This is a genomic window from Streptomyces sp. NPDC048288 (genome assembly GCF_043201555.1).
Classification (GTDB): domain Bacteria; phylum Actinomycetota; class Actinomycetes; order Streptomycetales; family Streptomycetaceae; genus Streptomyces.
In genome coordinates, this window is sequence record NZ_JBICZD010000010.1 from 300,110 (window position 1) to 314,773 (window position 14,664).

General features: G+C 73.1%; 14 protein-coding genes and 2 pseudogenes. 9 read left to right on the plus strand and 7 right to left on the minus strand.

From position 1 onward, the window contains the following. Positions 1 to 163: 163 nt before the first annotated feature. A pseudogene (locus tag ACGFZS_RS33595) lies at positions 164 to 1,189 on the plus strand (PP2C family protein-serine/threonine phosphatase); the annotation flags it as partial. A gap of 502 nt (positions 1,190 to 1,691) precedes the next feature. Here ACGFZS_RS33595 and ACGFZS_RS33600 read toward each other — a convergent pair. Then, complete coding sequence (locus tag ACGFZS_RS33600) at positions 1,692 to 2,117, minus strand: ATP-binding protein (protein ID WP_359226199.1); 426 nt, start codon at positions 2,115 to 2,117, stop codon at positions 1,692 to 1,694. A 200-nt stretch (positions 2,118 to 2,317) separates the two neighbouring features. Here ACGFZS_RS33600 and ACGFZS_RS33605 point away from each other — a divergent pair, with 200 nt between their 5' ends. The 4 genes from ACGFZS_RS33605 (at position 2,318) to ACGFZS_RS33620 (ending at position 6,376) form a co-directional block, all read left to right on the plus strand. Continuing rightward, positions 2,318 to 3,085, plus strand: coding sequence for an IclR family transcriptional regulator (locus ACGFZS_RS33605; RefSeq protein WP_365689112.1), 768 nt, complete (start codon positions 2,318 to 2,320; stop codon positions 3,083 to 3,085). A gap of 86 nt (positions 3,086 to 3,171) precedes the next feature. Continuing rightward, entirely contained in the window at positions 3,172 to 4,692 is a 1,521-nt protein-coding gene (gene glpK, locus ACGFZS_RS33610; RefSeq protein ID WP_393798247.1) for a glycerol kinase GlpK, read from the plus strand. A 94-nt stretch (positions 4,693 to 4,786) separates the two neighbouring features. Further along, positions 4,787 to 5,083 (plus strand): hypothetical protein, encoded by a 297-nt coding sequence (locus ACGFZS_RS33615; RefSeq protein WP_393798248.1) that lies wholly within the window; start codon positions 4,787 to 4,789, stop codon positions 5,081 to 5,083. Positions 5,084 to 5,350: 267 nt separating this feature from the next. Next, complete coding sequence (locus tag ACGFZS_RS33620) at positions 5,351 to 6,376, plus strand: hypothetical protein (RefSeq protein WP_393798249.1); 1,026 nt, start codon at positions 5,351 to 5,353, stop codon at positions 6,374 to 6,376. Here ACGFZS_RS33620 and ACGFZS_RS33625 read toward each other — a convergent pair. Continuing rightward, complete coding sequence (locus tag ACGFZS_RS33625) at positions 6,339 to 7,196, minus strand: LysR family transcriptional regulator (RefSeq protein WP_393798250.1); 858 nt, start codon at positions 7,194 to 7,196, stop codon at positions 6,339 to 6,341. The genes ACGFZS_RS33620 and ACGFZS_RS33625 overlap by 38 nt on opposite strands. Positions 7,197 to 7,339: 143 nt before the next feature. Here ACGFZS_RS33625 and ACGFZS_RS33630 point away from each other — a divergent pair, with 143 nt between their 5' ends. From ACGFZS_RS33630 to ACGFZS_RS33640, 3 genes and pseudogenes are all read left to right on the plus strand, one after another. Beyond that, on the plus strand, positions 7,340 to 7,417 hold the full coding sequence (locus tag ACGFZS_RS33630; RefSeq protein ID WP_351405193.1) for a putative leader peptide: 78 nt from the start codon (positions 7,340 to 7,342) through the stop codon (positions 7,415 to 7,417). Between the two features lie 212 nt (positions 7,418 to 7,629). Then, positions 7,630 to 7,977, plus strand: a pseudogene (locus ACGFZS_RS33635) (hypothetical protein); the annotation flags it as partial. 26 nt (positions 7,978 to 8,003) lie between these two features. Further along, entirely contained in the window at positions 8,004 to 9,146 is a 1,143-nt protein-coding gene (locus ACGFZS_RS33640) for an LLM class flavin-dependent oxidoreductase (protein WP_393798251.1), read from the plus strand. Here ACGFZS_RS33640 and ACGFZS_RS33645 read toward each other — a convergent pair whose 3' ends face one another. The 5 genes from ACGFZS_RS33645 to ACGFZS_RS33665 all read right to left on the minus strand — a co-directional run bounded on the left by ACGFZS_RS33645 (position 9,147) and on the right by ACGFZS_RS33665 (position 13,577). Next, positions 9,147 to 9,533, minus strand: a complete 387-nt coding sequence (locus ACGFZS_RS33645; protein ID WP_393798252.1) for a hypothetical protein — start codon at positions 9,531 to 9,533, stop codon at positions 9,147 to 9,149. 62 nt (positions 9,534 to 9,595) lie between these two features. Continuing rightward, the gene (locus tag ACGFZS_RS33650; protein ID WP_393798253.1) at positions 9,596 to 10,627 is read right to left on the minus strand and encodes an LLM class flavin-dependent oxidoreductase; all 1,032 of its coding nucleotides are present in this window, start codon (positions 10,625 to 10,627) and stop codon (positions 9,596 to 9,598) included. 171 nt (positions 10,628 to 10,798) lie between these two features. Next, on the minus strand, positions 10,799 to 11,386 hold the full coding sequence (locus ACGFZS_RS33655; protein ID WP_393798254.1) for a hypothetical protein: 588 nt from the start codon (positions 11,384 to 11,386) through the stop codon (positions 10,799 to 10,801). Then, complete coding sequence (locus ACGFZS_RS33660) at positions 11,383 to 12,888, minus strand: ATP-binding protein (protein ID WP_393798255.1); 1,506 nt, start codon at positions 12,886 to 12,888, stop codon at positions 11,383 to 11,385. Before ACGFZS_RS33660 ends, ACGFZS_RS33655 begins: the two co-directional genes overlap by 4 nt. Next, positions 12,885 to 13,577, minus strand: a complete 693-nt coding sequence (locus ACGFZS_RS33665; RefSeq protein WP_393548216.1) for a response regulator — start codon at positions 13,575 to 13,577, stop codon at positions 12,885 to 12,887. The genes ACGFZS_RS33660 and ACGFZS_RS33665 overlap by 4 nt, the downstream gene beginning before the upstream one ends. 139 nt (positions 13,578 to 13,716) lie before the next feature. Between ACGFZS_RS33665 and ACGFZS_RS33670 the strand changes: the two genes are divergently transcribed. Continuing rightward, a complete protein-coding gene (locus ACGFZS_RS33670; protein WP_393798256.1) occupies positions 13,717 to 14,595 on the plus strand; it encodes a DUF3152 domain-containing protein in 879 nt (292 codons plus the stop codon). Positions 14,596 to 14,664: the final 69 nt, after the last annotated feature.

The window sequence follows — 14,664 nt, forward strand, 5'->3', positions numbered from 1 at the left end:
GTGGCGTGCCGACGCAACCTCTTTCCTGGATGAAACGGACAAGTCGGCACTACGGCCCGTACGAGGAGGATCGCGGACAGTGATGAGCCAGGCGCGAGACCACGCTGACGACCACTGGCCGGTGCGACCGCTCAGGAAGCGAGTGGCCGCCGGAACCCCGGTGATGCCGGTTCTCCTCGTCGCAGGCATCGTGTCCGTGGACCTCCTTGGCGGATCGGGGATGTTCTGGGTGCCCCTGCTGGCCGTCGGGCCGGCGCTGGCCGCCAGCACCAACGGCCCCCGGGGCGTGCTGTGCGTCGGACTCCTCGCCGGGGTGCTGGGCGCGACGCTGGGCACCGGGCACGGGGTCTCCGGGCGCGAGCTGGCGGTCGTCCTCTCGGCCCTGCTGGCCGTCACCCTGGCGAGCGCCCTGGCCAGCGCCCTGCGGGGCCGGCGCGAGCGAGTGCTGGCCGCCGTCCGCTCGGTCGCCGAGGCCGCCCAGCACGCCGTGCTCACGCCCGTCCCGGAGACCGTGGGCCCGTTCCGCGTCGCGGTCCGCTACAGCGCCGCGGCGGCGGAGGCCCGGATCGGCGGCGACCTCTACGCCCTGGTGCCCACCCCGCACGGGGTGCGGCTGATCGTCGGGGACGTGCGCGGCAAGGGGCTGACGGCGGTGGGGACCGCCGCACTCGTCCTCGGCGTCTTCCGTGAGGCCGCCTACGACGAGCCCGACCTCCTGGACGTCGTCGGCCGGATCGAGACGAGCCTGGCGCGCAACCTCGGGCCCGACGACTTCGTCACCGCGGTCGTCGTGGGGCACCCGGGCGGGGGCCGGCTGGAGATGGTCAACTGCGGGCACGCGCCGCCGCTGCTGATATCGGCGTCAGGAGACGTCGTCCCGGTCGAACCCGCCTTCCCGGCTCCGCCCCTCGGCCTGCGCGCCCTGGTCGGCGAGCCCCCCTGCCTGGAGATCCTGCCCTTCGCCGAGGGCGACCAGCTGCTGCTCTACACCGACGGGGTCACCGAGGCCCGGGACCGGGCCCGCGCGTTCTACCCGCTGGCCGAGGGCGTCGCGCGCCACGTGTCCGACGAGCCGGAACACGTCCTGTCCGCCGTCCACGACGAACTGCTGGAGCACGTGGGCGGCCGACTGCACGACGACGCGGCCCTGCTGCTGCTCCGCATGGGGGCGGCGGACGGCACGCGGGACGCCGAAGAACCGGTCGCGGCCGCGCCGACGGCATCGGCCCCGGTGGCCACGGAGACGGCCTCGGCGGTATCGGAGGGGGCCTCGGTGGTCGCGGAGGCGGCTGCGGCGGTATCGGAGAGAGCTCCGGTGGCCACGGACACGGCCCAGGCGGTGTCGGAGACGGCTGCGGTGGTATCGGAGAGGGCCTCGGTGGCTGCGGAGACGGCCCAGGCGGTGTCGGATACGGCCTCGGTGGCCGCGGAGACGGCTGCGGTGGTATCGGAGAGGGCCCCGGTGGCCGCGGAGACGGCCCAGGCGGTGTCGGAGACGGCTCCGGCGGTAGCGCGCACGGCGTCCGCGGTAGCGCGTACGGCCTCGGCGGCAATGGAAAAGGCCCCGGTGGGGCCGGGGCCGGTGGTGGAACGGAGTTCGGTCGGGCGGGTGGCGGAATCCGCCTGTGGGTGCGAGCCGTCCGCGCTCATGCTCGGCGCGGGAGCGTGCGCCTTCGCGCCGCTGCGGGATCTCACACCGCGACGAGGTCGGCCCATCGGGTGACCCGGCCCGGGCGGACGTGCATGCCGTAGCGGGCCGCCAGCGCGTGCACGATCTCCTCGCCCCGGCCGTGCTCGTCCGGGTCGATCCCCGCGCACGGCTCTCCCGCCGGACGCGCGCATCCCCCGTCGGTGACCTCGATGTGCAGGGTGCCGAGCCCGCCGCCGCGCACCCACGAGAGCCGCAGCACCGCGGGGGGCAGGGCGTGCACGATGGCGTTGGTGAGCAGTTCCGACACGACCAGCAGGGCGTCCTCGACGATCTCCGGGGACACCTTCCAGGCGGCCAGAACCGCGCCCGCCCGGCGACGTACGTCCGAGACGGCACCGGCGACTGGCGGCATCGGGAAGACGCGTTCGTGTGCCTCCCGTACCAGCGTGTTCAGCTCTACCGTCATCTTGTGTCTCCAGGGGTGAGCGCTGTGGGCCCGCCATCGATCGCCTCGGCGCTCTGCCGGGCCTCATTGCACGCTAAGGAGCCGGGACGGGTGGGTCAATGAACGGGGGTCGGCATTACCGAACGCCCCCGTCCGAGCCCCGGCCACGGCGGCGGCCTGCCCGCACGGCGGTCCCGGCGGGACGGTAATAAGCTCGATTCATGGCCGGTCCGGTCCAGTCGATCGAACGGGCGGCCGCGATCCTGCGCCTGCTCGCGGGTGGGCCTCGCCGACTCGGGCTCGGCGAGGTGGCGGCCAGCCTCGGCCTGGCCAAGGGAACCGCCCACGGCATCCTGCGCACCCTCCAGCACGTGGACTTCGTGGAGCAGGACGCGACGACCGGGAAGTACCAGCTCGGAGCCGCTCTGCTGCATCTGGGCACGAGCTACCTGGACGTCAACGAGCTGCGCTCCCGCTCCATCAACTGGGCCGACGCCCTGGCCGCCCGCAGCGGGGAGGCGGTGCGCCTGGGCACCCCCCTGGAAGGCATGGTCCTGGTCGTCCACCACGTGTTCCGGCCGGACGACACGCTCCAGACCCTGGACGTGGGCTCACTGCTGCCGCTGCACGCCTCCTCGCTGGGCAAGGTCCTGCTGGCCTACGGGACCGCGCCCCTCGACTCCGCCCTGGAGTCGGGCCTGGAGGCCTACACCCGGCACACCCTGGTCACGCCGGAGCAGCTCACCCGGGCCCTCGCCGAGGTCCGGGAACTGGGCTGGGCCGTCGAGGCCCAGGAGATGAGCATGGGCGAGGCAGGGCTCGCCGTGCCGATCCGGGGGCACGGCGGCCTCGTCGTCGGCGCCATCGGACTGTCCGGTCCGGTCGAGCGGATCTGCGACAGCCAGGGCCACCCCCGGCCCACCCTGATCACACTGATCCGGGAGGCCGCGCGCGCGATCTCCCGGGACCTCGGAGCCGCCCGCTGGTAAGCCCCCCTGCCCTCTGCCCCTGCCCCCTCCCACCTGCCCCCTTGCTCCCCCTGCTCCCTCCGCGACCTCGGAAGGCGGACCCGATCATGGTGGAACGGTATGTGATGTCCATCGATCAGGGCACCAATTCCACGCGCTGCATCCTGTTCGACCGGGGCGGTCGGCTGGTGTCCGTCGCACAGCGGGAGCATCAGCAGCACTTCCCCAGGCCCGGCTGGGTCGAGCACGACGCCGTCGAGATCTGGCAGAACCTGCGCCGGGTGGTGGCCGACGCCCTGTCCGGGTCCGGTGCGGCCGTAGGGGCGGACCAGGTCGCCGCCATCGGCATCGCCAACCAGCGGGAGACCACCGTGCTCTGGGACCCGCGCACGGGCGTCCCGCTGGGCCGGGCGATCGTCTGGCAGGACACCCGCACGGCACCGCTGGTCGAGGACCTCCGACGGGATCCCGGCGAGGAGTACTTCCTCGACCGCTGCGGCCTGCCGCCCTCCACCTACTTCTCGGCCCTGCGGATCCGCTGGCTGTTCGACCACGTCAAGGGCCTGGAGGAGCGCGCCGGGAACGGCGAGGTGCTGTTCGGCACGATCGAGAGCTGGCTGATCTGGAACCTCACCGGCGGCGCCGACGGCGGCCTGCACATCACCGACGCCACCAACGCCAGCCGCACCATGCTGATGAACATCCACACCCTCACCTGGGACGAGGAACTCCTGGCGTTCTTCGGCGTCCCCCGGCCGATGCTGCCCGAGATCAGGTCCAACGCCGAGACCTACGGCGAGGCCGGCGCGGTGCTCGCCGGGGTGCCCATCACCGCCGCGCTCGGCGACCAGCAGGCGGCCCTGTTCGGCCAGACCTGCTTCTCCCCGGGCGAGGCCAAGTGCACCTACGGCACGGGCAGCTTTCTGCTGCTCAACACCGGTACCGACCTCGTACGGTCCCGGCACGGACTGCTCACCACGGTCGCCTACAAGATCGGGGACCGGCCACCGGTCTACGCCCTGGAGGGGTCGATCGCCGTCACCGGCGCACTGGTCCAGTGGTTCCGCGACCGGCTCGGACTGATCAACAGCGCGCCGGAGATCGAGACGCTCGCCCGGACCGTCGAGGACAACGGCGGCTGCTACATCGTCCCCGCCTTCTCCGGGCTGTTCGCACCCCGCTGGCGCAGCGACGCCCGGGGCGTGATCGTCGGCCTGACCTCCTACATCACCAGCGGACATCTGGCCCGGGCCGTCCTGGAGGCCACGGGCTGGCAGACCCGGGAGGTCGTCGACGCCATGAACGCCGACTCCTCGGTGGCGCTGAAGGAACTGAAGGTGGACGGCGGCATGACCGCGGACAACCTGCTCATGCAGTTCGTCGCCGACGTGCTCGACGTGCCCGTCGTACGGCCCATGGTCTCCGAGACGGTCTCCCTGGGCGCCGGCTACGCCGCCGGGCTCGCCGCCGGCTACTGGCCGGACCTGGAGGTCCTGCGCCGCAACTGGCACCCGGCCGCCCGCTGGCTGCCCGACATGGACCCCGGCCACCGGGAGGCCGAGTACGACAACTGGCAGCGCGCCGTCGAACGCTCCCTGGGCTGGATCCGCCGACCCCCCTCCACCTGACCGCACCGGGCACGACCCCGGAGGCGAACCGGGTTCCGGTGAAGCGGAGTTGGCGATTTCACGCGGATGTCGGGACGCGTTTATGATCTTGGTCATGACTGTGCAGAGCCCCGACAGGTCCCTCTCCCGCAAGCAGCGGCTCCAGGAGAAGCAGCGCCGCCAGCTGGCGGTGGTCGACACGGTGGACAAGGCCGAGGTCAAGGCCCGCAAGGCGGAGGCCGAGCTGGCCGTGGCCGTCGCCGACGCGGTGCAGGTGTTCGGCGACGAGCGCTCCGCCTCCGAGGGGCTGGACATGCCCGTGGAGGCCATCCGGCGCTTCGTCGCCATCGCGGCGAGCGAGTCGGACGCCGCCGACCCGGCCGACCCCGTCGGAGCCGCCGGAACACCGTGAGCCGCGGCCCCACTTGTGTGCTTCGCGTGAGGATCGCGCGCGGACGGCCGGGGCGCCACGGAACCGGCTTGCGTCATGTGCATGTTCGGTGGCTAGGGTGGCCACAGGCCGGCAGAGGCCACACGGGGGCAACGGGGACGCAGGAGACGCATCGGCATCACCCAGGGGCGCGCGCAGGCGTGCCGCGGTCCGGCCGTCCGGCGGGCAGCGGCCGTGCGCATGCCACCGCCCCCTCCGCGTCAGTGCGTTCGAGGAGATCACTGCCCCATGTCCCGATTCATGACCCGCCGCGCCCGCTCACCACGTCCTGGGGCGGCGGTCGTCGGTGCCGCACTCGTGTTCGCGCTCACGGCCTGCGGCTCGGGCTCGGACACCGACGCGGCCTCGGCTCCGAGTAGCAGCAACAGCGCCGCCGCCCCTGAGCAGGGCGTGGTCGGCCGGGCGGCCGCCCAGAAGGTCGTCGACACCTACGAGAAGGTCAACAACCAGGCCAACGCGGCCCTGGACGCGAAGCTCCTGGCCACGGTCGAGGGCGGCCAGGCCTACGCGATGGACCAGGCCACCTACGCGCTCGCGCCGACCTGGTCGGCCAAGGACAAGAAGGCCTACCGCAAGCCGTTCTATTACCGGGACCGCCAGTACGTGATCCCGGCGAAGGGCAGCTGGTTCGCGGTCAGGGCCACGTCCAGCGAGGACGGTCACTCCTCGGTGCTGCTGGTCTTCGACAAGGCGGACGGCGCCTACAAGATGGTGATGTCCGTGTGGGCCGAGGACGGGCAGCCCCTGCCGAAGCCCGCTCTCGACGCGCACGGCCTGGCCGAGGCCGTCGACCCCGCCGCCAAGGTCGGCGCGTTCGCCCCGGCCGATGTCGGCGCCGCCTTCGACGACCTGTACGCGACCGGAGGCGCCAAGGCCGGCAAGAACCTCGCCACCACCAAGCCGGTCGACGAGGCCGCCAAGATCTACCGGGACAGCACCGCCCACGGCACGGCCGACGGCATCGCCACCAAGCGGTTCTTCACCAAGACCCCGGCCGACACCAGCGTGTACGCGCTGCGCACGGCCGACGGCGGCGTCCTCGCGCTGTTCCCGGTCGCGCACAACCAGGAGCAGCTGGTGAAGGAGGTCTACCGGTCCAGCCGTGAACTGGTGCCCACCGACGAGGAGTCCACGCTGGGAGCGCACCGGGGCCCGGTGATCACCGATGTGTTCCAGGGGCAGGGCGCGGCCGTGCTGACGGCGAAGGCCACCAAGGTCACGGCGATGAGCTGGCAGCAGGTCGACTCCCACTGACCGGGCCGCCGCCCAGCTCGACCGCCCGGCGTACGAACGTCTCGTGCAGGTCCCGCGCCGCCTGCGGGACCGACCCGGCCCGCCGGCGCTGGAGCATCAGCAGCACCCGGGTGGAGTCGTCCGCCGGCGGCCGGCACACGAGCGTCCCAGCGCGCTCCAGCGGGTCCCCGACCACGCTGAAGTCGGGCAGCACCGTCGCCCCGAGCCCTTCCGCGACCATCAGCTTGCCCATCTCGGCACCGTCGGTCGAGTACGAGAAAGCCGGGGCGCGGCCCGCCGGCAGCCGGTGCACATAGCGGTGCATCACACAGCCCGTGCGCATCGCGATCAGCGGCACGGTGAGCAGATCGTCGGCCGACACCTCGTCCCGACCGGCGAGCTGGTTCACCAGGCCCAGGTCGAAACCGCCCTCGGCGAGACCCCGGTGGATCTCCGTCTGCTGCGCGCCCACCACCTCGACCTGGGTGACCGGATGCGCGGCCCGGAAGTCCCGCAGCACCGGGATGAGCAGCGGTACGGTCGCCGCGTTGACGGTGCCGACGCGCACCATCCGGCTGATGCGGTGCTGCTCGCCGGCCGCCACCCGCAGCCGGTCCACCGCCTCCAGCACATCGACGATGCGCGGCATCAGCTCCTGACCGGCCGCGCTCATCGTCGCCCCGGTGCGTTTGCGCTCCAGCAGGTCGACGCCCAGCTCCCGCTCCAGGTTCCGCACGGTCTCGCTCAACGCGGGCTGCGACAGACGCAGTTCGTCGGCCGCCCGGCGCAGTGAGCCGAGCCGGGGCACGGCCGCCATGTATTCCAGTTGTTCGGTCCGCACCCCGGCAGAATGCGCGGCTTATCGGGGTGCGTTCAAGGGTTTCCCCGTCACACGTTCGTGAAATCCCATGGTCCGCGATGCGAGAACGGTCGGGTTTTCCTTGACGGTCCTGAACGCCGGCTGCGACCATCGACGACATGAAGATGCGACTGGACCTCACGCGGCGACGCCACGTCGACCTCGCGCGCGTCTCCAGCGCTTCCTGTCGCGCCGCGGCCTGATCATCCCCCTGCGATCCGCCGCGTTCCCTCCTTTTCCCGCCTGAATTCACCGTGCTCGCGCACCCCTTGAATTCGGCGCGCCCGAAAACATTCCGCAACAGGAGTTCCGCATGCCCGCGCCCGTGAAATTCGCCTATTGGGTCCCCAACGTCAGCGGAGGACTCGTCACCAGCAAGATCGAACAACGGACGGACTGGGGGTACGACTACAGCACCAGGAGCCGGCCCTGGTTCGAGAGCGGGGTGGAGACCGCCGCCGAGGACCCGCTGTTGATCCAGCGGTTCGGTGAACTCGCCCTGCGGGTGCGGGCGTCCGAGGTGCTGCTGCGGGAGGCCGCCCGCGCGGTCGACGCGGCCCGCGCGGACCTCACCGACGCGTCGGCCGCCGGGGCGCTGTTCGAGGTGTCCGGCACCCGTTCGGCCCTCAACTCCCTGAACCTGCACCGGCACTGGCGGGACGCCCGCACCCACACCCTGCACGATCCGACCCGCTGGAAGATCCAGCACATCGGCCGGTACGTGCGGGGCGGCACGCCGCCGCCCCGCCACGGCCTGCTCTGACGGACACTCACGAACGGAGAGCCCTCGTGTCCCTCACCTTCCACTGGTTCCTGCCCACCAACGGCGACAGCCGCCATGTCGTCGGCGGCGGCCACGGCACCCCGGCGACCGCCTCCGGAGGGGACCGGCCGCCGACGGTCGGCTACCTGAGCCAGATCGCCAGGGCCGCCGAGGACCTCGGCTTCGTGGGCGCGCTCACCCCCACCGGCGCCTGGTGCGAGGACGCCTGGCTGACCACCGCCATGGTCAGCCAGCACACCGAACGACTGAAGTTCCTGGTCGCCTTCCGGCCGGGCTTCGTCTCGCCCACGCTCGCCGCGCAGATGGCGTCCACCTTCCAGCGGCAGACCGGCGGACGGCTGCTGCTCAACGTGGTGACCGGGGGCGAGAGCCATGAGCAGCGCGCCTACGGCGACTTCCTCGACAAGGACGCGCGATACCGTCGTACCGGTGAATTCCTCGACGTCGTACGGGCGTTGTGGGAGGGCAGGACCGTCGATCTGGCGGGGGAGCACCTCCGGGTCGAGGACGCCAGGCTGGCGCGGGTGCCGGAACCGGTGCCCGAGGTGTACTTCGGCGGGTCCTCGCCGGTCGCGGGGGAGATCGCGGCCCGGTACGTGGACGTGTACCTGACCTGGGGGGAGCCGCCGGCCCAGGTGGCGGAGAAGATCGCCTGGATCCGCGGCCTGGCGGCGAAGGAGGGGCGCACCCTCCGGTTCGGGATCCGGCTGCACGTCATCACCCGGGACACCTCCGAGCAGGCCTGGAGCGAGGCGAACCGGCTGCTGGACGGCTTCGACGCGGAGACCGTGCGGTCGGTGCAGGCGGGGCTCGGCCGGAGCGAGTCCGAGGGGCAGCAGCGGATGCTGGCCCTGCACGGCGGCCGGCGGGACGCGCTGGAGATCCACCCCAACCTGTGGGCGGGCATCGGGCTGGTACGCGGCGGCGCCGGGACCGCGCTGGTCGGCTCGCACGACGAGGTGGCCGCGCGGATCAAGGAGTACGCGGCGCTGGGGATCGAGGAGTTCGTGCTGTCCGGGTATCCGCATCTGGAGGAGGCGTACTGGTTCGGCGAGGGGGTGCTGCCCCGGCTGGCCGCCGAGGGGGTGTGGCGGCACCCCGCCGGGCGGGACGAGGCCCCGGCGGGTCTGGTGCCGTTCGCGTCCTGATCAGGCGGCGGACCCGGCGGCCGCCCGGGCGGCGATCACCGTGCGGCCGCGGCCGGACTCCGGGAACCGGTCGAGCATCCCGCGCAGCTCCGCCGCGCCGGTGTCGGCGCCGAAGGGCTCGGCGCCCGGTTCCAGCCGCACCCCAGAGGCGAGCGGGCCCGCCACCACCGGGTCGAAGCCGAGGGCGTCGACGAGGTGCGCGGCGGCGGCGAGGTCGTCCGGATCGTCACCGGCGATCGCGATCGCCCTGCGCCCCGGCGTCCCCGCCGGCCGCGCCCCGTCCTCCAGGTCGTGGTACCCCGTGTGGTTGAACGCCTTGCCCCCGCGCGCCCCGGGCAGGAACGCCCGCACGGTCTCGTTCGACGAGGTGAGCGGGGCGGCGGGCACGGTGCGGTACTTGCCGAGCGGCAGCGCCAGGACGACCAGGTCCGCCTCCGCCGCGGCCCGCGTCAGTCCGCGAGGAGTTCGCGGACCATCGGGATCACCTTGGTGCCGTACAGCTCGACGGCGCGCAGGCGGGCGCTGATCGGCTGGTTCCCGCTGGTGTAGATGAGGTCGAACCGGCCGACGCCGAGCGACTGGATCGCGCGGGCCACCTTGCGGGCGACCGTCTCGGGCGAGCCGACGTAGAGGGAACCGTGCTCGATCTCCCTCGCGTACTCCTCCGCGCGCACCGGCGGCCGGCCGCGCTGCGCGCCGATCCGGTCCCGGATCACCCGGTAGTACGGCCAGTGCCGCTCCCGGGCCTCCTCGTCCGTGTCGGCGATGAAGCCCGGCGAGTGCATCCCGACCGGATGGGCGGTCGTACCGAACTGGTCGGCGGCGCGCTGGTAGAGGTCGATGTACGGCGCGAACCGCTCCGGGCTGCCGCCGATGATGGCGATCATGAGCGGGAAGCCGTAGCGCGCGGTGCGGATGACGGACTGCGGTGTGCCGCCGACCCCGACCCAGGTGGTCAGGCGGCCGGACTCGGTCTTGGGAAAGACGTCGGCGTTCTCCAGCGGAGCCCGCTTGGTGCCGCTCCAGGTGACGGGCTTCTCCTCCAGCAGCATGGCGAAGAGCTCGATCTTCTCCTCGAACAGCACGTCGTAGTCGGCGAGGTCGTGGCCGAAGAGCGGGAACGACTCGGTGAACGAGCCGCGTCCGAGGATGACTTCGGCGCGGCCGTCGGAGAGCGCGTCCACGGTGGCGAAGCGCTGGAAGACCCGGACCGGGTCGTCGGAGCTGAGCACGGTCACGCCGGAGGCCAGCCGGATCCGGCTGGTGCGCGTGGCGATGCCGGCGAGCACGGTCTCCGGCGTCGAGATCGCGAACTCCGGGCGGTGGTGCTCCCCGAGGGCGATGACGTCGACCCCGGTCTCGTCCGCGAGCACCGCCTCGTCGACGACCTGCCGGATGGCCCGGGCGTCGGACACCCGTTTCCCCGAGTCGTCCTGCGGCACATCGCCGAAGGTGTCGAGGCCGAAGACGAGTTCAGACATGGAGGGGCTCCTTGGTGAGCATTTCCCGCACCCGCGGGGCGACTTCGCGGCCCAGTGGCCCGATGGTGCGGGCCATCGTGACGATCTTACGGGCGACGGTCCCGGGCGATCCGACGAAGAGCACGCCCGTGTCGACTTCCCGCGGACAGCCGGGGAACCACGCGCGTACGGTCAGCGGGCGGGGCAGCGCGCGGAGGCGCCCCCGATGCGTCGGCCGTCCGCCGCCGTGACCGTCACCGGATCGGGTTCCGTATCGGGGGCGGCCACGCGCTGTGCCGCCCCGGCCGTACAGACGAGCTGCGCCGCCGCGAGCCCGGGATCGCCCAACTCGCGCGACGACACCGGCAGTTGGACGGAGATCCGGTGGTCGCGGACCGTCACCGTCACGGGGTCCGCCGAGCCGGTCGTCTCCGGTACGGCGGAGGCGGCGCCGCCGGTGACCGGGACCGCGGGGACCGCCGTCGCCAGCCCGGAGAGCAGCGGCAGCCGGGTGGTCAGCCCCTTGCCCAGCTCCGCTTCGGTCGGGCCGCGCAGCAGGTCCCGCAGCGCGGACTCGACGTCACCCGGCGCGTCGGTCCCGCGCCGGACCCCGACCAGGGCACCGTCCCGCACGAAGTACAGCCGCGTCGCCGGGGTGATACCGACGGCGGGACCGCCCGCCTGTACCACCCCGGTCGTGGGGATCCCGCACGAGGTCAGGGCGCACACCGCCGCCACCGGCAACAGCAGTGCGGAGCGGGCCCCGCGGCGCAAGGTCACCACTGGTCCTCCCGAGGGGGCTCGTCGGCCGGCAGGGGCAGCCGTACGGTGAAGACGGCACCCCCCTCGGGCCGGTTCGCGGCGCGGACGGTGCCGCCGTGCAACCGGACGTTCTCCGCGGTGATCGCGAGGCCCAGCCCGCTGCCCTCGGTGCGGGTGCGGGCGGCGTCCGACTTGTAGAACCGCTCGAAGACGTGCGGCAGTACGTCGTCCGGGATGCCCGGCCCGCTGTCCAGCACCTCGATCACCGCGACCCGCGCCCCACCGGGCTCCCCGGCCTCGTACAGGCGCAGGGTCACGGGCCGGGCGCCGTGCCGCAGGGCGTTGCCGACCAGGTTGGCGACGACGACGTCCAGACGGCGCGGGTCGACAAGGCCGCGCAGGGCGCCGGGGGCCGGCAGGTCGGCGTCGACCGGGCGGGTCCAGGCGCGGGCGTCGAGCGTGCGCCGCAGCGACTCGGCGAGATCGATCTCGTCCAGGTGCGGTACGGCGGCACCCGCGTCGAAACGGGAGATCTCCATGAGGTCGTCCACCAGCCGGGCCAGTTTCACGGTCTCCTCGCTGATCAGGCGGACGGCGGTGGCGGTGTCCGGGTCCAGGCGGGCGGCGTCCTCGTCGAGGACGTCGGTGACGGCGGACATCGCGGCGAGCGGGGTGCGCAGTTCGTGCGACACGTCGGCGGCGAACCGCCGGGCCCGGGTCTCCATGCCGCGCAGTTCGGCCACCGACTTCTCCAGCGCGGCGGCCGTCTCGTTGAACGTGTGGGACAGATCGGCGAGTTCGTCGGACCCGTCGACGGCGAGCCGGGTGTCGAGGTGACCCTCGGCGATGCTGCGGGTGGCGCGGCGCAGGGCCCGTACCGGGCGCAGCACCCCGCGCGCGGCGAGCAGCGCCAGCAGCACGGCGAGCGTCAGCGCGGGCACGGCGGCCCGTTCGACGGCGGTGACCAGGGCGTCGACGTAGGCGCGTTCCGTGGTCTGCGGCACCGTCAGGAAGACATGGATCCCGGAGGCGTACACGCCCTTGGCGGGTACCTCGGCGAAGGTGACCGACATGCCGACGACGAGCGCGGTGCGGTCGCCGGCGGCCACCCGCTGGAACACGGTGGCCATGCTGGACTCCACGGACCCGCGCAGCGCGGGCGTCAGCTCCTGGAAGGGGTCGCCCGGGACGGAGGTGGCGCTCAGCTCGCCGTACGTGACCAGGACCCGCCAGCTCCCGGAGGGGTCGGCACGGGCCACGTTCCCCGCGAGCCGCCCCAGTTCCCCCTGGCCCGGCGGGAAGGCGAGGTTCGGGGCGAGGCGGCCGACCTGGGCGCGCAGCTGCTGGATCACCGCGTCCTGGCTCTGCTGGAGCACGCCGGTGCGGGCCTCGCGGAAGGTCAGGGCGCCGGTGGTGGCCGCCGTGACGGCGGCGACGAGCGTGAAGGCGAGCACCAACCGGACGCGCAGACCGCGCAGTTGGGGGAGCCGGGGACGCCGGGGGAGCCGGGGGCCGCTCACCGCGCCGCGAAGCGGTAGCCGAAACCGCGCACGGTCTGGATGTACCGCGGCTCGCGCGGCGGCTCGCCCAGCTTCACGCGCAGCCGCCGGACGCAGGCGTCCACCAGCCGCGCGTCCCCGTGGTAGCTGTGCTCCCAGACCGCCTCCAGCAACTGCTGACGGCTGAACACCTGGCCGGGGGAGGCGGACAGCAGGAGCAGCAGCCGGAGTTCGGACGGGGCGAGCGGGACCGGTTCGCCGCCGCGGGTGACCGAGAGCCCGGCCCGGTCGACGGTCAGGTCCCCGTAGGTGTCGATCTTCGGTATGCCGCCTTCGGCGGGCGGGCCGCCCGCGCGGCGCAGCACCGCGCGGATCCGGGCCTCCAGCACCCGCGCCCGCACGGGCTTGACCACGTAGTCGTCGGCGCCGGCCTCCAGTCCCACGACGATGTCCTCGTCGTCGCCGCGCGCGGTCGCCATGACGATCGGCAGGGTCGGGTCGAGGGCGCGGATCCGCCGGCACACGTCGAGGCCGGGCAGCCCGGGCAGCATCAGGTCCAGCACCACGACGTCCGGCCGGAAGGACCGTACCCGCTCCAGCCCGTCCTCCCCGGTCGCGACGGCGGCGGCCTCGTGGCCCTGGCGGCGCAGGGCGAGGGCCACCCCCTCCCGCACGGCACGGTCGTCTTCGATCAGCAGAACGCGTGGCATGGGCCCAGTATCCGCAGGGGATCCGCACAGCTGTGCGTTTGTTACGGGATGATCATATAGTCGCGCGACATCCCGCCCGTTATCTTTTCGTTATCGCTTGCGCCAGATCCGATCACATTCCGATCACAGCCTGACGGTCATGACCACGCGCACCGCACGTTCCTCCCGTGGCCGTCGCCGCGGCGGCCCCTCGCACGCCGTCGCCCGGGGACGGTCGTACCAGGGTCCGCTCTGGGGAGCCCTGGCCGCGCTGACCGTCCTGGGTGCCGCCGGGTTCGTGGCCGTGGACGGGGGCTCGTCCGGTACGGGCGTCCGGAGCGAGCCGACCGAGCGGGCCCGCTCCGGCCGTCTCGGCTCCACCGCGCCGACGTCCGCCCCGCCCTCCGCCTCCGCCCCGCCCTCCGCCTCCGCCTCGCCGAGCCCGCGCACCTCGCCCACCTCCACACCCGACATCCCGGCCACGGGACCCGGCACGTTCATCACCGCGGCCGGTGGCGGCGGTGCGGTCGGGTCGGGAACCGTCCTGCGCTACCGGGTGGACGTCGAGACCGGTATCAACCTGTCGCCCACGGACGTCGCCCGGCAGGTCGACCGGATCCTGGCCGACCCGCGCGGCTGGACCGCCGACGGCCGTTCGGCCTTCGAGCGGGTGTCGAGCGGTCCGGCCGACTTCGCGGTCCGGGTGGCCACCCCCGGGACCGTGGACAGGATCTGCGGAGAGTACGGGCTGGACACCGGAGGCGAGGTCAACTGCGACGTGGGGAAGAACGTCATGGTGAACCTCCGGCGCTGGCTGCTGGCGACCCCCGTCTACGCCCACCGGGTCAAGGACTACCGGGCCCTGATCGTCAACCACGAGGTCGGCCACTTCCTCGGCCACGGCCACGTCGGCTGCCCCGGCGCGGGACGGCCGGCCCCCGTGATGATGCAGCAGATCAAGGGCATGCACGGCTGCCTGCCCAACGTCTGGCCGTACGACGACCGGGGGCGGTACGTGACCGGGCCCGCCCTGTCCTGACCCGGGCGTTCCCCGGACGACCAGCCCGGAGGGTTCACGGCACCGGGAGCAGTTGCGTCGCCGGCAGTG